Source organism: Kocuria sp. CPCC 205261, from assembly GCF_040981025.1.
Taxonomy (GTDB): domain Bacteria; phylum Actinomycetota; class Actinomycetes; order Actinomycetales; family Micrococcaceae; genus Kocuria; species Kocuria marina.
Window position 1 is genome coordinate 137,882 of record NZ_JAVKPU010000005.1, and the last position, 16,575, is coordinate 154,456.

At 69.1% G+C, this 16,575-nt stretch carries 11 protein-coding genes; 4 read left to right on the top strand and 7 right to left on the bottom strand.

All coding sequences use genetic code 11. The annotated features are described in order from the left end of the window. Positions 1–3 precede the first annotated feature (3 nt). Positions 4–990, bottom strand: a complete 987-nt coding sequence (locus RF646_RS07085) for an ABC transporter substrate-binding protein (RefSeq protein ID WP_368835585.1) — start codon at positions 988–990, stop codon at positions 4–6. A 165-nt stretch (positions 991–1,155) separates the two neighbouring features. On the opposite strand from RF646_RS07085, the gene hrpA reads away from it, so the two are divergent. Then, on the top strand, positions 1,156–5,283 hold the full coding sequence (gene hrpA / locus RF646_RS07090; protein ID WP_368835586.1) for an ATP-dependent RNA helicase HrpA: 4,128 nt from the start codon (positions 1,156–1,158) through the stop codon (positions 5,281–5,283). A 79-nt stretch (positions 5,284–5,362) separates the two neighbouring features. Here hrpA and RF646_RS07095 read toward each other — a convergent pair whose 3' ends face one another. Both RF646_RS07095 and RF646_RS07100 read right to left on the bottom strand, forming a co-directional pair. Beyond that, on the bottom strand, positions 5,363–5,791 hold the full coding sequence (locus RF646_RS07095; protein WP_368835587.1) for an HIT family protein: 429 nt from the start codon (positions 5,789–5,791) through the stop codon (positions 5,363–5,365). Positions 5,792–5,837: 46 nt separating this feature from the next. Next, positions 5,838–6,500 carry an MBL fold metallo-hydrolase gene (locus RF646_RS07100; RefSeq protein ID WP_368835588.1) on the bottom strand — a complete coding sequence of 221 codons (663 nt, stop codon included), beginning with the start codon at positions 6,498–6,500 and terminating at the stop codon, positions 5,838–5,840. A 105-nt stretch (positions 6,501–6,605) separates the two neighbouring features. Between RF646_RS07100 and RF646_RS07105 the strand changes: the two genes are divergently transcribed. Further along, positions 6,606–7,067, top strand: a complete 462-nt coding sequence (locus tag RF646_RS07105) for a Fur family transcriptional regulator (RefSeq protein WP_064845348.1) — start codon at positions 6,606–6,608, stop codon at positions 7,065–7,067. Between the two features lie 5 nt (positions 7,068–7,072). Next, positions 7,073–8,023 (top strand): diacylglycerol kinase family protein, encoded by a 951-nt coding sequence (locus RF646_RS07110; RefSeq protein WP_368835613.1) that lies wholly within the window; start codon positions 7,073–7,075, stop codon positions 8,021–8,023. Here the strand turns inward: RF646_RS07110 and RF646_RS07115 are convergent. The 4 genes from RF646_RS07115 to RF646_RS07130 all read right to left on the bottom strand — a co-directional run bounded on the left by RF646_RS07115 (position 7,945) and on the right by RF646_RS07130 (position 12,325). Then, complete coding sequence (locus RF646_RS07115) at positions 7,945–8,940, bottom strand: metal ABC transporter permease (RefSeq protein WP_367403771.1); 996 nt, start codon at positions 8,938–8,940, stop codon at positions 7,945–7,947. The two genes, RF646_RS07110 and RF646_RS07115, sit on opposite strands and share 79 nt — an antisense overlap. Beyond that, positions 8,937–9,788, bottom strand: a complete 852-nt coding sequence (locus tag RF646_RS07120) for a metal ABC transporter ATP-binding protein (protein WP_368835589.1) — start codon at positions 9,786–9,788, stop codon at positions 8,937–8,939. The genes RF646_RS07115 and RF646_RS07120 overlap by 4 nt, the downstream gene beginning before the upstream one ends. 4 nt (positions 9,789–9,792) lie before the next feature. Then, the gene (locus RF646_RS07125; protein WP_144998079.1) at positions 9,793–10,752 is read right to left on the bottom strand and encodes a metal ABC transporter solute-binding protein, Zn/Mn family; all 960 of its coding nucleotides are present in this window, start codon (positions 10,750–10,752) and stop codon (positions 9,793–9,795) included. A 115-nt stretch (positions 10,753–10,867) separates the two neighbouring features. Continuing rightward, entirely contained in the window at positions 10,868–12,325 is a 1,458-nt protein-coding gene (locus RF646_RS07130; RefSeq protein WP_144930681.1) for a GuaB1 family IMP dehydrogenase-related protein, read from the bottom strand. A gap of 235 nt (positions 12,326–12,560) precedes the next feature. Here RF646_RS07130 and RF646_RS07135 point away from each other — a divergent pair, with 235 nt between their 5' ends. Beyond that, positions 12,561–16,511: a multifunctional oxoglutarate decarboxylase/oxoglutarate dehydrogenase thiamine pyrophosphate-binding subunit/dihydrolipoyllysine-residue succinyltransferase subunit gene (locus RF646_RS07135; RefSeq protein ID WP_368835590.1), complete on the top strand. Its 3,951-nt coding sequence runs from the start codon at positions 12,561–12,563 to the stop codon at positions 16,509–16,511. The last annotated feature ends 64 nt before the right edge of the window (positions 16,512–16,575 follow it).

Consider the following 16,575-nt stretch of genomic DNA (forward strand, 5'->3'; position numbering starts at 1 on the left):
GCGTTACTCGATGACCTGGTCGGCCTGGTCCCGCAGGCTCTGCGGGATCTCCACGCCCATGGCCTTGGCGGCCTTGGCGTTGATGATGAGCTTGGTCTCTTTCTGGGACTCCACGGCCATCTCGCCGGGTTTGGCGCCGTCTTTGAGGATGCGCACCGCCATCTCACCGGTCTGCTTGCCCAGGTCCGTGTAGTTGATCCCCTGGGTTGCCAGGGCACCGCGCTCCACGGAGTCGCCCTCACCCGCGATCAACGGGATCTTCTTGGCCTCCGCCGCGGAGATCACGGCCTCGAGCCCGGCTACGACCTTGTTGTCGGTGGGCACGTAGATGGAGTCGGTGTCGAAGGACTCGGCGGCCTGGGCCACCTCCGCCGTGGTGGTCACGGTCTTCTCCTCAACCTTCAGACCCTCGGCCTGCGCGGCCTTCTTGGCCTCGTCCACCTGCACCTGGGAGTTGGTCTCACCGGAGCTGTAGATGATGCCCACGGACTTGGCGCCAGGCTTGAGCTTCTTGATGAGCTGGATCTGCTCGGCCACGGGGTTCATGTCCGTGGTGCCGGTGACGTTGGCGCCGGGCGCATCCATGGAGTTCACGAGCCCCGCGTCCACGGGATCGGTCACCGCGGTGAACAGGACGGGCTTGTCCGTGACGGCCTGGGCCAGGGACTGGGCGGACGGCGTGGCGATGCCCAGGATCAGATCGTCGTTGGAGGACGCGAAGTTGGAGGCGATGTTGGTCGCGGTGGCCTGGTCGCCGGAGGCGTTCTGCACGTCCAGGGTCAGGTTCTCACCCTCCGTGTAGCCGCCGTCCTTGAGGGCCTGCACGAAACCTTCGCGGGCGGCGTCGAGCGAGGGGTGCTCCACGAACTGCGAGATGCCCACGGTGACCTTCATGGTCTCACCGGACTGCCCACCGTTGTCGGATCCGCAACCTGTGAGCAGCAACGCCGCGGTGGTGGCCACGGCGGCGACCGGGAGTAAACGCTTCATGACGGGTAATTCCTTTCCCCGAGGATCAATGATGAGTGGATATTATCTAACAATCGGTCGAAAAAGAGACGCAGCTCACATGTGCGGACAATCGGGCGCGTCGTCGGGCTCCCGCAGCGGCCCGTGGGCGCGTGTCGGCCGGGGCCCGTAGACTCTTCCGTTGACATGACTGAGCCCCGCATCCAGCCCCGCATCGTGTACCCGGACGACCTCCCCGTCAGCGCGCGCCGGGAGGACATTATGGCCGCGATCCGCGATCACCAGGTCGTGGTGATCGCGGGTGAGACCGGTTCCGGCAAGACCACCCAGCTGCCCAAGATGTGTCTGGAGCTGGGTCTGGGGGACGGCGGTCTGATCGGTCACACCCAGCCGCGCAGGATTGCGGCGCGTTCGGTGGCCGAGCGCATCGCCCATGAACTCGGGCAGCGCGTGGGCGACACCGTGGGCTACCAGGTGCGCTTCACGTCCGAGGTGGGCAAGGACTCGCGGATCAAGCTCATGACGGACGGCATCCTGCTGGCCGAGATCGGCCACGACCCGCAGCTGTCGCGCTACAACGCGATCATCATCGACGAGGCCCACGAGCGCTCCCTCAACATCGACTTCCTGCTGGGCTACCTCAAGCGACTGCTCCCCCAGCGCCCGGACCTGAAGGTCGTCATCACGTCCGCGACGATCGACCCGCAACGCTTCGCCGAGCACTTCGTGCTGCCGGACCCGCAGCACCCGGACGCCGACCCAGAGCCCGCCCCGATCATCGAGGTCTCCGGGCGCACCTACCCCGTGGAGATCCGCTACCGGCCACTGGCCCAGGAGCGCAGCGGGGACGGCGGCGAGGACGAGGACAACACCGGCGACGGGCTCGTGGACGAGGACCGCGACCCGATCGACGCCGTGTGCGACGCCGTCGTGGAACTCTCGCGCGAACCCCGCGGGGACATCCTCGTGTTCTTCGCGGGCGAGCGTGAGATCCGGGATGCCCAGGACGCGCTGCACAAGGTCATCGACTCGCACCGCTCCCTGGCCGGGACCCAGATCCTGCCGCTGTTCGGGCGGCTGTCCATGGCCGAACAGAACCGCGTGTTCGCGCCGTCCTCGCACCGCCGGATCGTGCTCGCGACCAACGTGGCCGAGACCTCGCTCACGGTCCCGGGCATCAAGTACGTGATCGACCCGGGCACCGCCCGGATCTCCCGGTACTCGGCGCGCACCAAGGTCCAGCGCCTGCCCATCGAGCGCATCTCCCAGGCGTCGGCGCGGCAGCGCGCGGGGCGCTCGGGGCGTACGTCCGACGGCGTGTGCATCCGGTTGTACTCCGAGGAGGACTTCGAGTCCCGGCCGGAGTACACGGACCCGGAGATCCTGCGCACGAACCTCGCTGCGGTCATCCTGCAGATGATCTCGGTGGGCGTGGTGGAGCAACCCCACGACATCACCCAGTTCCCGTTCGTGCAGAAACCCGATGCGCGCGCGGTCAAGGACGGCGTGGTGCTGCTGCGCGAACTCGGTGCCCTGCGCTCGGGCGCGGCGGACGCGGGCGACGACGCGGCGTCGTCGTCCGCGCGTGACGGGCACCGGGGGCGGCGCTCGCGGTCCGGGCGCCGCCGCGGTCGGCAGAGCGGACCGCGGGGTCCGCTGACCCGCACGGGCGAGGTGCTCGCCGCGCTGCCGGTGGACCCACGACTGGGCCGGATGATCGTGGAGTCGCAGCGCCGGGGGTGCGTGCGCGAGGTGCTCGTGCTCACGGCCGCGCTCACGGTGCAGGACCCGCGGGAACGCCCGCTCGAGAAGCGCCAGGCGGCGGACGAGTTCCACGCGCGCTTCCGCGACAAGACCTCCGACTTCCTGTCCTACGGTCTGCTGTGGCAGTACCTGCAGGAGCAGCAGAGCGAGCTGTCCTCGTCCCAGTTCCGCAAGCTGTGCCGACGTGAGTACCTGAACTTCCTGCGGATCCGCGAGTGGCAGGACCTCTACGCGCAGTTGCGACAGATCGCACGCCAGGTGGGGATCGATGCCGGGGCGTCCCGGGAGATCGACGTCGCCTCGCACCAGGAGGCCGTGCACAAGAGCCTGCTGTCCGGGCTGCTGAGCAACATCGGCGTGCGGGACGAACGCACGCGCGAGTACCGCGGCGCGCGCGGGACCAAGTTCGCGATCTTCCCGGGCTCGGCCCTGTTCAAGACGTCCCCGGACTGGCTCGTGTCCGCGGAGCTCGTGGAGACCTCCCGATTGTGGGCGCGCACCAACGCGGCGATCAAGCCCGAGTGGGCCGAGGAGATCGCGCCGCAGCTCGTCAAGCGCAGCTACTCTGAACCCCACTGGTCCCGTTCCCGCGGGGCCGTGATGGCGTACGAGAAGGTCACGCTCTACGGGCTGCCCGTGGTGTCCGAGCGGCCCGTGTTGTTCTCCCGGATCGATCCCGAACTCTCCCGGGAACTGTTCATCCGCCACGCGCTCGTGGAGGGCGACTGGCAGACCCGCCACACGTTCGTCAAGCGCAATCGCAAGGCCCTGGCCCAGGTCGAGGAGCTCGAGAACCGCATGCGCCGCAAGGACCTGCGCGTGGACGACCAGGTGCTGTTCGACTTCTACGACGCGCGCGTGCCCGCGGACGTGGTCTCCCAGCGGCATTTCGATGCGTGGTGGAAGAAGGCCCGCCAGCGGGACGAGCACCTGCTGGACCTCACTCCCGAGGACCTGATCGCGCCCGAGGTCGCGGAGCTGGACACGGCCTCCTTCCCGCGGTCCTGGACCGTGGCATCCCCGGACGGCGAGCTGAGTCTGGACCTGGACTACGAATTCGCGCCCGGGGCGGAGACCGCGGACGGCGTCACGGTGCGGGTCCCCGTGCTGTTCCTGGACCGACTGGCCCCCGAGCAGTTCGAATGGCACATCCCCGGGCTGCGTGTGGAGCTCGTGACCGCGCTGATCAAATCGCTGCCCAAGGCCGTGCGGCGCAACTTCGTGCCCGCCCCGGACACCGCCGTCACCGCCGTGAAGCACCTGGACGCCGAGTTCGATCCGGCCCGCGATTCTCTCCTGGAGTCCCTGGCCACCGTTCTGCGGCGGTTGCGGGGCCACCCCGTCCAGGCCTCGGACTTCCACCCGGAGGCCCTGCCCGCCCACCTGCGCATGCGCTTCGAGGTGCGCGACGCCCGCAACTCGGTACTGGGCCGGGGCGACGACCTCACGGAGCTCAAACAGCGGTTGCGGCCCAAGGTCCGCGCGGCGCTCGCCGAGTCCCTCGGGGGCGCTGCGGCCCAGCTGTACGACGCCGCTCGGGGCAGCACCGAGGGTTCGGCCTCGTCCGGTGACGACGCCGCCGCGGCCCGTCGCGGTCGCGGCAAGCGGGGCTCGGCGCGACCGGGCTCAGGGACTTCCCCCGGATCCGGCGCACCCCAGGCCGCCTCGCTGGAACGCACCGACCTCACGGCGTGGCCCGAACCCGATCCTCCGCGCCGCGTGGAGACGACCGTGGCGGGTCAGAGGGTCACGGGATACCCCACACTCGTGGCGGTGCGGGACACCGATGCTTCGCAGCCACCCCGCGTGGACCTGCGGATCCTGAGCGACGCGGAGGAACAGCGCGCCGCGCAACGCGACGGCGTGATCGCCCTGCTGCACCGGACCCTGCCGTCCGTGCACCGCTACGTGGTGGACCACCTGAGCCAGAAGGAACGGTTGATCTTCACCCAGAACCCCCACGGTTCGGTCGAGGCGCTCATCACCGATTGCACGATCGCCGCGATCGACCGGCTGGTACCCGAGGAGCCGCCGTTCACGCGGGACCAGTTCCGGGCGGTCGCGGAGCACGTACGCGCCGAGCTGATCGACACGGTCTTCGCCGTCACCGCGCTCGTGACCACCGCGCTCACCGAGTCCAACACCGTGCGCAAACGGTTGAAGAAACCCGGGTCACTCGGGGCGGTCGCGGCGTTCAAGGACATGTCCGAGCAGCTCTCCCGCTTGATCCATCCCGGCTTCGTGGCCCGCACCGGGTGGCGGGCCCTGCAGCACGTGCCGCGCTACCTCGCGGGGATCAACGTGCGCCTGGACAAACTCTCCGGCCACCTGCAGCGGGACGCCGTGGCCATGCAGACCGTGCACGATCTCGAGGCCGAGTACCGCGCCGCGGTGGACGCCGTCCCCTCGACCGTACCCATGCCCGCTGCGCTGCGGGCCGTGCGCTGGGACCTCGAGGAACTGCGCATCTCGTTCTTCGCGCAGGAACTGGACACCGCGCACACGGTGTCGGAGAAGCGGATCCGCAAGCGGTTGCGCGAGCTCGGCTGAGCGACACCGGCGGTTAAAGCCCGCCGGCGACGGGTGCATTGCACCCGCCGCCGGTGCCCGTGAGCGAGGCCGTCGGTCGCTACTGCTGCGGGACCTCGTCACGGTGGCCCTGGGCCTCGAGGGCCTCGCGGATCCGGCGGGCCGACTCGTCCAGGACCGCGGGGTCCGGGTCCTGATCCACCTGGGCGAAGTCGAACTCCTCGATCGAATTGGTGGGCCACACGTGCAGGTGGGTGTGGGGCACTTCGAAGCCCTGGATCATGAGCCCCACCCGTTTGGGCGTGAACGCGGCGTCGATGGCCTTGCCGATGAACTGGCTGACCTTCATGAGGTGCATGGCCAGCTCCACGGGTAGGTCCACCCACCCGTCGATCTCCTGGCGCGGGACCACCAGGACGTGGCCCTGGGACAGGGGCTGGATGGACAGGAAGCCCACGCAGTGCTCGTCCGCCCAGACGAACCGGCCGGGCAGTTCGCCCTCGATGATCCTGGTGAACACTGAACTCACGGTGATGTCCTTTCCGTCGGGTGGAACCGGCTGGTGGCCGGATGGGTCATGCGGTGCGGAGCTCCACGCTCTCGCGAGTGTCCAGGTGCCGGTACTCGGTCCCGTAGACCTGCGAGAAATGCTTGACCTGCTTCTCCACGACACCGAAGCCGGTCTCGGAGAGCAGCGCGTCGTGGATCTGGTACACCCGCTGCGCGCGGGTCGCGATGATGAAGTCGATGACTTCGGACATCTTGGACCACGGGGCGTGCAACGGGACCAGGACCGTGGGAACGGTGAGCCCGTGCGGGACGGTGAAGGAGTCCCCGGGGTGGAACACGGCGTCGTCGATCACGTAGCCCACGTTGGCGATGGTGGGGATGAGGGGGTGGATCAGTGCGTGCTGACCCCCGTACGTGGCCACGGAGAACGGCCCCGCGGTGAACGTGGTGTCCGCCGACACGGCGTGCAACCGGTCCGTGTCCGTGATGTGCTCCGCGAGCTTCTCGATCACCTGGCCCGGGGCATGCACCGTGAGCTCGGGATCCACCGAAAGGGCGACGCCCAGCCGCTCGGCGTCGTAGTGGTCCGGGTGCTCGTGGGTGATGAGGACCGTGTCCGCTCCGCGCAGTGCCTCCTCGACCTCGGAGAACGTGCCCGGGTCGATCACGAGCACCGCGCCGTCCTTCTCGAGGCGCACGCACGAGTGGGTGAACTTGGTCAGCAACATGGCTTCACCCTAGCGGCTCGGTCCGGCCGTGACGACGCCGCCTGTGCATGTCCGCGCCGCACGTTAAGATGTCCCGGACGACCGCTCGCGGAAAGGACACCTGGGTTGAGCACCAAGACCACCGGAACCGCGGAGGTTCGCAACACCAAGCAGCGCCGTGCCGTGACCGGCGCGCTGCAGGGGTTGGAGGACTTCATCTCCACGCAGGACCTGCACCGGCTGTTGCGCGATCGCGGACAGTCGGTGTCCCTGGCCACCACGTACCGGATCCTGCAGTCCATGGCCGAGCTGGGTCAGGTGGACGTGCTGCGCAACGCCGAGGGCGAGGCCATCTACCGCCGGTGCGAGGCAGAGCACCACCACCATCACATCGTGTGCCGCTCGTGCGGCGCGGCCGTGGAACTCGAGGCTCCGGACGTCGAGACATGGGCGGAGGAGACCGCGCGCCGCTACGGTTACGCGGACGTGGACCACACCGTGGAGATCTCCGGGATCTGTGCCGAGTGCGGGGCCCGGGGCCGCGTCGAGTCCTCCGACGCCCGAGAAACCGCGAAACCCGCCCGGTGACCCGGATGTCACGCCGCGAGATCCTGCTCGTCCACAACGGCGCCTCCCTCGTGGGCCGGAACGCGTGCGAGCGCGCCGTGGGCATCCTGCGGGCCGGCGGCTACGACCCCCGACCGCTCAGCGCGGCCACCGCCCAGGCCCTCTCCCGCGATCTCACCAAGACCCTGCGCGACGCGTCCACCCGGATCGCCGCGGTCGTCGCGGTCGGCGGAGACGGCATGGTCCACCTGGTCCTGCAGTCACTGAACCGGTTGCGCGAGCAGGGCGTCGAGTTCCCGTTCGGGCTGATCCCGGCCGGTTCCGGCAACGATCTGGCCCGGTTCCACGGTGTACCCGTGGGGGACGTCGAACGCGCGGCGGGCCGGGTGCTGCGCGGACTCGAGTCCCCCGAACGCAGCATGGACCTCGTCCACGTCACGTGCGCGGACGGCAGCCACCACGTGTGCGCGACCGCGGTGTGCCTCGGCCTCGACGCCCGCGTGAACGCGCGCGCCAACCGCTGGTCCAGCGTCACGCACTCGGTCAAGTACGTCGCCGCGCTCGCCGTGGAGGCCGTCGCCATGCGCGCGCGGCGTTACGACCTGAGCTGGACCGGCCCGGACGGCGCGTGCCACGTGAGTGACCGCACGCTGACTTTCCTGGCGCTGACCAACACCTCGTCGATCGGGGGCGGGCTGACCATCGTTCCCCGCGCGGATCCCACGGACGGCTCGGGTGAGCTGTTCATGGTCTCCGACGTGGGCGCGCTGCGGCTCGCGTGGCTATTCCCCCGCTTGTTCCTGGGCACGCACGAATCCCTGCGGGAGGTCACCGTGGTGCCCGCCACGGCCGCGACCGTCGCGGCCCACGGTATCCCTTCCGAGCCGCGGGACGCGGCCTACGGCGACGGCGAACGGTTGGGTCCGCTGCCCGCCTCGCTCAAGGTGCTCCCCGCCGCGGTGCGCGTCCTGCTCTGAACCGCGCGACCGGCGCCGAGCGGCGTCGTCGACCGCGGTGTCGAACGGCGATACGACGACGAGCGCTCACGCACCGCGCGCACGCACCGCGAGACGAGCCACACGACGAACGAGATGGTCGTGACGTACGGGCTGATCGGGACGTTGCCGCCCAGCGCCAGGAGGATCCCGCCCACCATGGCGAGCTCGGCGAAGACCACGGAGAGCACCACGGTGCGCGCGGGACTCGAAGTGAGGTTCATGGCCGCCGCGGCCGGGGTGATCAGAAGCGCGAGCACGAGCAGCGCGCCCACGATCTGCACGGACATCGCGACCGAGATCCCCAGCACGACCATGAACACGATCGCCAACGAGCGCATCGGCAGCCCCTTGGCCCGGGCCACGAGCGGGTCCGTGCTCGCGAACGTCAGCGGCCGCCACATCACAAGCAGCGTGGCGAGCACCACCACGGACAGCACGATCATCGACGTCAACTGCAGGGAAGACACGGAGACGATCTGGCCCGTGAGCAGGGAGAACTTGTTGGAGGATCTGCCCTCGTAGAGGGACAGGAAGAGGATCCCGAGCCCCAGGCCGAAGGGCATGAGCACGCCCACGAACGAGTTGCCCTCCCGCGCGCGCAGGCCCATGAACCCCATGATGAGCGCGGCGAGCACGGACCCCACGAGGGACCCGGTGACCACATCGGAGCCGACCAACAGGGCCGCGGCGGCACCGGCGAAGGACAGCTCCGCGATCCCGTGCACCGAGAACGCGAGATCGCGCATCATCACGAACGTGCCCACGAGCCCGCCCACCAAGCCAAGCACCGCGCCCGCCCACACGGAGTTGCGCAGCAGGGACAGCAGTTCGCCGTAGTTGTCGAAGACGAACACGGAACCGAACAATGAGTTCCAGTCGATCGCGGCTAGGCTCACAGGATCAGCTCCTCCGGGGAATCGGTGTGGTGGGAGCTGTCCGGGCGCCCGGCCACGAGGATGCGACCGTTGCTGCGCAGCACCTCGACGCGGGTCCCGTACAGCTCGGAGAGCACGTCCGAACGCAGCACCTGGTCCGGCGTGCCGATCCGGAACGAGCCGTTGGCCAGGTAGAGGATCCGGTCCACGTGCTCGATGATCGGGTTCACGTCATGGGTCACGAAGACCACGGCGCACCCGCTGCGTTCACGTTGTTCGTGCACGAGTTCGCTCACCACGTGCTGGTGATGCAGGTCCAGGGACAGCAGGGCCTCGTCGCACAGCACGAGCGTGGGGTCCGCAGCGAGCGCCTGGGCCACGCGCAGGCGCTGTTGCTCGCCCCCGGACAGGACGCCCACGGGGGCGTCGGCGTAGTCGGTGGCACCCACGCGTTCGAGCAACTCGTCCACGGTGCGGTGCACGCGGCGCGGATGCAGTCGGATCCCCCAGCGGTGCCCGTCCACGCCCTGCGCCACGAGGTCCCGGGCCCGCAGCGGCGTGCGAGCCGGGAAGCCGCGCTGTTGGGGCACGTACCCCACGCGGGCGGAGGCGGCCCGCGGACGGGTCCCGTTGACGCGTACGGTCCCGCTCGTGAGCGGGAACAGTCCCAGCAGCACGCGCAGGAAGCTCGTCTTGCCGGTCCCGTTGGAGCCCAGGACCGCGAGGTACTCCCCCGGGGCGACGTCCAGGTCCAGACCGGACCACAGGGTGCGTTCCCCGACGGCCAGGCGCGCGTCCCTGAGCCGGACGACGGCGTCGTCGGCCCCGGAACGGGTGGTCACCTCGGGTGCTGATTGGGGCGCGTTCATGTCCCTACTTCTGGAGCGCGTGGGCCACGCGGTCCGCGTTCTGCGTCATCCACTGCTGGTAGTTCAGCCCGTCCGGGATGGTCTCGGTGAACTCCACCACGGGCTTGCCGGCGTCCCCGGCGGCCGAGCGCAACCGGTCGGTCTGCCCCGTGGAGGTCTGCTTGTTGAGGGCGAGCAGTTTCACGTCGCTGCCCTTGACGAGCCCGAGGGTGTCGTTGAGCACCGCGGGTGCGGCGTCGGAGCCGGCGTCGATGGCCTCGGTGAACGCCTGCGGGGTCTCGTCGTGCAGGCCGGCGTCTTGCAGGAGGTACCCGGGCAGAGGCTCGGTCGCGATGTATCCGCCCGAGGCCTTGATCCCCTCGACCTTCTGTTCGACCGTGCCGAGCTCGTTCTTCACGCGCGCGGCGTTGTCCCGGTAGTACTCGGCGTTCTGCTGGTCCACCTGGCCGAGCTGCTCGGCCATGCGGTCCACGACCATCTGCATGCTCTCGACGTCGTACCACACGTGCTCGTTGAAGTCGCCGTGGTGGTGGTGTCCGGAGCCGTGGTCGTGGTCGTCGTGCGCGTCCTCTTCTCGCTGCAGACCGGAGGCCTCCACGGCGTCCACCACGTGCTGGCCGTCGGAGGCCAGATCGGTCATGAACTGGTCGTACCCACCCCCGTTGCACACCACGACGTCCGCCTTCTCCACCTTCAGCCGGTCCTGGGGGGTGGCCTCGTAGGAGTGGGGGTCCTGGGCGCTCGAGTCGATCACGGGGGTCGCGGAGACCTTGTCGCCACCCACCTGGGACGCGAGGTCCGAGTAGACGTTCGTGGAGGTGACCACGGCGATCTTCCCCGCACCGGGCGAACCCTGCGCGTCCGACGCGGTCCCGCTCGAACACCCGGCGAGCGCGAGACCCACCACCACGCCCGCGCCCAACACGCTCGTCCTACCCTTGCGCACGCTGCGCCCTGCGGTCATCGTCCATCTCCCTCGTCCGACCCCCGGCTCCCACCAATGAGAATCAATGTCATGTAGCCGTGCGTGAGCATATCATGAGCCATTCTCAATAAGGGGCGTGGTGAGAACGGGCCGCTCAGGCCCAGGACTCCGAGCGGGGGCGGCCCTCGTCGTACCCGGACTGGGACTGGATGCCCACCACGGCGCGCGCCGCGAACTGCTCGAGCGTGGCCGCACCGGCGTACGTCATGGAGCTACGCACCCCGGAGGTGATGTGGTCCAGCAGGTCCTCCACGCCGGGGCGCTGGGGGTCCAGGTACATGGTGGAGTTGGAGATGCCCTCCTCGAACAGGGCCTTGCGGGCCCGCGCGAAGCGGTCCTCCCCGGCAGTGCGGTGGCGCACGGCGCGCGCCGAGGCCATCCCGAAGGACTCCTTGTAGGCGCGCCCGTTGGCGTCAATGTTGATCTCACCGGGGCTCTCGTGCGTGCCCGCGAACCAGGACCCGACCATCACCTGGCTCGCGCCGGCCGCGAGCGCGAGGGCGACGTCGCGCGGGTGCTTGACCCCGCCGTCGGCCCACACGTGCTTGCCGAGATCGGCCGCGGCCTCCGCGCACTCGACCACGGCGGAGAACTGGGGGCGACCCACGGCGGTCATCATGCGCGTGGTGCACATGGCCCCGGGGCCCACGCCCACCTTGATGATGTCCGCACCCGCGCCCGCGAGGTCCCGCACGCCGTCCGCGGTGACCACGTTGCCGGCCACGATCGGGACCCGGGGGTCCAGGGCCCGCACGGCGGACACGGCCTCCAACGCTTTGATCTGATGACCGTGGGCGGTGTCCACCACGAGGACGTCCACCCCGGCCTCGAGCAGTTGCTCGGCCTTGCCGGAGACGTCCCCGTTGATTCCGACCGCGGCACCCACGCGCAACCGGCCGTCGTCGTCCAGGGCGGGTGCGTAGATCGTGGAACGCACCAGGCCCTGGTGGGTCAGGATGCCCACGACCTCGCGTCCGCGCAGCACCGGGGCCACGTTGACGCGCGCGGCGGACATCGTCTCGTAGGCGGCGCGCAACACCTCCGGGTCGGAGTCCACGGGGAAGTCGCTGTCCTGGAACTCGGGGCCCTCCGAATGCGCCAGGTCCCCCAGTTGGGTGAAGCGGTCCACGTCCCGGCAGTCGGAGTCCAGGACCATGCCGGCGTAGTGCTCGTCCGCGTCCACGACGATGACCACGCCGTGGGGGCGTTTGTGCATGATCCCCAGGGCGTCGTGCACGGTGTTGCTGCGGTGCATCACCACGGGGGTCTCGTAGCGCGGCGAGCGCTGCTTGACCCACGAGGTCACCTCCGCGATCACGTCCAGCGGGATGTCCTGGGGCAGGATGCCCAGACCGCCGCGCCGGGCCATGGTCTCGACCATGCGCCGCCCGGTCACCGCGGTCATGTTCGCGGCCACGAGCGGGATGGTGGAACCGGTACCGTCCGCGGGGGCCAGATCGACGTCGAACCGGGAGGTCACCCGGGACATCGAGGGCACCAGGAAGACGTCATTATAGGTCAGGTCCGTGGTGGGTGTCGTCAGGAATCGCACAAGAGGAGAGTCTACGTGCTCGCCGCGAGCCGGCGGGCGGGGCGCACCCGCGGGCGGGCGGGTAGGTGGCAACCGTCCAGATGCCTCACTAGACTGAAAAACCGGTACGGCTTTGCGTGCGCGAAGCCAGTTCGCAAGTCCCGCGGCCGGTAAGCTCCGTGGGAGCCACACGAGGGCCGCAAGGACCAGCTCGCCGCCCGGGACACCCAGCACAGATGGAAGAGGCGTATCACTAGTGCCAGACCAGCCGCGTCACCTTATCCCTGAAGAATTTGCCGGCAACGAATGGCTCGTGGACGAGTTGTTCGACAAGTACCAAGCGGACAAGAACTCGGTGGACAAGAAGTGGTGGCCCATCTTCGAACAGATGGCCGGCGACGACCAGTCCGATACCCAGACGTCCGACACCAAGACCTCAGCAGCCGCCCCGTCCCAGGGGGCGGCTGCGTGGACGTCCGGGGGTGATCGTCCCGCTGTACGGCGCGACGACGCCGCCGCCAAGACGTCCGCGGACAAGGCCGCTTCCGGGACGTTCGGCGAGAACAAGCCCGCCTCCGGGACGGCGTCAACCGCGTCCAAGACCGAGCAGAACACCTCCGGTGCCGGCGCGGAGGCGCCCAGGAAGGCGCAGCGGGCCAAGTCCCCGGCGCCGTCGACCACCGGATCCAAGGCGAAGGGACGACCCGAAGGCGTGGACACCGAGACCGAGACCAGCGAGGGCTCCGGAACCAAGCGCCCCATCCGGGCGCAGCCGGAGGACCGTGCGAAGGACAAGAGCCAGGACAAACCCGCCGAGGACACCGTGGTCAAGCTGCGCGGTCCCGCCAAGGCCGTGGCCGCCAACATGGACGCCTCCCTGACCGTGCCCACCGCCACCACGGTGCGCGCGGTGCCCGCCAAGCTGCTGATCGACAACCGCCTGGTGATCAACTCGCACTTGGCCCGTAACCGCGGTGGCAAGGTGTCCTTCACCCACCTCGTGGGCTACGCCGTGATCCGCGCGCTCGCCAACTTCCCGTCCCAGAACGTGATCTACGACGAGGTGGACGGCAAGCCCGCCGCGGTCCATCCCGCGCACGTGAACTTCGGGATCGCGATCGACATCCCCAACAAGGACGGTTCCCGCAACCTGGTGGTGCCCAACATCAAGGGTGCGGAAGAGATGTCCTTCCAGCAGTTCTGGACCTCGTACGAGGACATCGTCAAGCGCGGGCGCAATGGCGCGCTGACCATGGAGGACTACGCGGGCACCACGGTGTCCCTGACGAACCCCGGTGGCATCGGCACCGTGCACTCGGTGCCGCGACTGTCCAAGGGCCAGGCGTGCATCATCGGCGTGGGTGCGCTGGACTACCCCGCCGAGTACAAGGGTGCCTCCCCCCGCACGATCGCGCGCAACGCGGTCTCCAAGGTCATCACCCTGACGTCCACGTACGACCACCGCGTGATCCAGGGCGCCGGTTCGGGTGAGTTCCTCAAGCTCGTGGAGCACTACCTGCTGGGCGGCGAGGACTTCTACGACCACATCTTCGAGGCCCTGCGCATCCCCTACGAGCCCGTCCGCTGGGCCGTGGACAACCAGGTCAACCCCGAGATCCAGATCAACAAGGTCGCCCGGATCCAGCAGCTGATCCACTCCTACCGCGTGCGCGGTCACCTCATGGCGGACACCAACCCGCTCGAGTACGTGATGCGCAAGCACCCGGACCTGGACATCCGCACCTACGGGCTCACCCTGTGGGACCTGGAGCGCGAGTGGCCCACCGGCGGTTTCGGCGGCCAGAGCCTGCTCACGCTGCGCGTAATCCTGGGTCGGCTGCGGGATGCCTACTGCCGCACCGTGGGCGTGGAGTACATGCACATCCAGGAGCCCGAGCAGCGCGAATGGTTCCAGTCCAAGCTCGAGCGTGACTACCAGAAGCCCGCGCGCGAGGAGCAGTTCCACATCCTCGAGCGGCTCAACGCCGCCGAGGCTTTCGAGACCTTCCTGCAGACCAAGTACGTGGGTCAGAAGCGCTTCTCGCTGGAGGGCGGCGAGTCGCTGATCCCGCTGCTGGACGCGATCATCTCCGAGGCCGCGGATGCTTCCCTCGCGGGTGTGGGCATCGCGATGGCCCACCGCGGCCGCCTCAACGTGCTGACCAACATTGCCGGGAAGTCCTACGCCCAGGTGTTCCGCGAGTTCGAGGGCAGCCAGGACCCGCGCGCCGCCGAGGGCTCGGGTGACGTGAAGTACCACCTGGGCACCGAGGGCGTGTTCACCTCCGACAACGGCAACGAGACCCAGGTGTACCTGGCCGCGAACCCCTCCCACCTGGAGGCCGCGGACCCGGTGATCGAGGGCATCGCCCGCGCCAAGACGGACGTGCTGGGCGCCGGGCCGGAGGGTAACGGTGAGTACCCCGTGCTGCCCATCCAGGTCCACGGTGACGCCGCGATGGCCGGACAGGGCATCGTCTACGAGGTCATGCAGATGTCCGGGCTCGAGGCCTACAACGTGGGTGGCACCATCCACGTGGTGGTCAACAACCAGGTGGGCTTCACCACCGCACCCTCTGCGGGCCGCACGTCCACGTACTCCACGGACGTCGCGCGTACCGTGCAGGCCCCGATCTTCCACGTCAACGCGGACGATCCCGAGGCCGTGTCCCGTGTGGCGCAGCTCGCGTTCGAGTACCGCCAGCGGTTCCAGCGCGACGTCGTGATCGACCTGGTGTGCTACCGCCGCCGCGGGCACAACGAGGGCGACGACCCCTCAATGACCCAGCCGTTGATGTACTCCCTGATCGACGGCAAGCGCTCCACGCGCAAGGTCTACACCGAGAACCTCGTGGGCCGCGGGGACATCACGCAGGAAGAAGCGGACCGCGCCCTGAAGGACTACCAGGAGCGCCTGGAGCGGGTCTTCGCCGAGACCCATGAGGCCCAGACCTCCACGGTCCCGCTCGTGACCGGGGACGCCGCCGCGATCGCCAACATCGAGCGGCCGTCCGCGCAGCAGGCCGATTCCGGGGTGTCCGTGCCCAAGACCACGGCCATCTCCGAGGAAGCGGCCCACCGCATCGGTGACGCCTACGTGGACCTGCCCGAGGGCTTCACGATGCACCGCAAGCTGCACAAGCTCGCAGAGAAGCGCCGCGAGATGACGCGCGAGGGCGGGATCGACTGGGGCATGGGCGAGCTCATGGCCTTCGGTTCGCTGCTCATGGACGGTGTCCCGGTGCGGATGTCCGGTCAGGACGTGCGCCGCGGTACGTTCACGCAGCGCCACGCGGTGTTCTTCGACGCCGAGAACGGTGCCGAATGGACCCCGCTGAACCACCTCTCCGCGGACCAGGCACGGTTCTCGATCTACAACTCTTTGCTCTCCGAGTACGGCGTGCTGGGCTTCGAGTACGGCTACTCCGTGGAACGCCCCGAGGCGCTCACGGTGTGGGAGGCGCAGTTCGGTGACTTCACCAACGGTGCGCAGACCATCGTGGACGAGTTCATCTCCTCCGCGGAACAGAAGTGGGGTCAGCGCTCCAACCTGGTGATGTTGTTGCCGCACGGCTTCGAGGGCCAGGGACCCGACCACTCCTCCGCGCGCATCGAGCGCTTCCTGGTGCTGTGCGCGGAGAAGAACATGATCGTGGCCCAGCCCTCCACCCCGGCCAACCACTTCCACCTGCTGCGCCGCCAGGCGTACTCGCGCCCGCGCCGGCCGCTGATCGTGGCCACGCCCAAGCAGCTGCTGCGCCTGAAGGCCGCGGCGTCCCCGGTGGAGGAGTTCACGCAGGGCGGCTTCCAGACGGTCATCCCGGACACCGCCGGGCTCGACGACGCCAAGGTCACCGACGTCATCCTGGTCTCCGGTCGGTTGTACTACGACCTCGTGACCCAGCGGAAGAAGTCGGACGACCACTCCACCGCGATCGTGCGCGTGGAGCAGCTCTACCCGCTGCCCGTAGACGAGATCAAGGAACAGCTGGCGCGCTACCCGGAGGCCCGGATCCTGTGGGCTCAGGACGAACCCGCCAACCAGGGTGCGTGGCCGTTCATGGCCGTGAACCTCGTGCCGCAGCTGGACCGCCCGGTCACGCTCGCGTCCCGCCCCGCCTCGGCCTCCCCCGCCAACGGCTCGGCCAAGCGCCACACGGCGGAGCTGGAGACCCTGGTGCAGCAGGCGTTCGCTCGCGGCGAGTGAGTGCCGCCCGGCGCACGGTACCGCGAGCTGCGCGGCGTCGTACGCCCCCGCCCGATCACCGGGC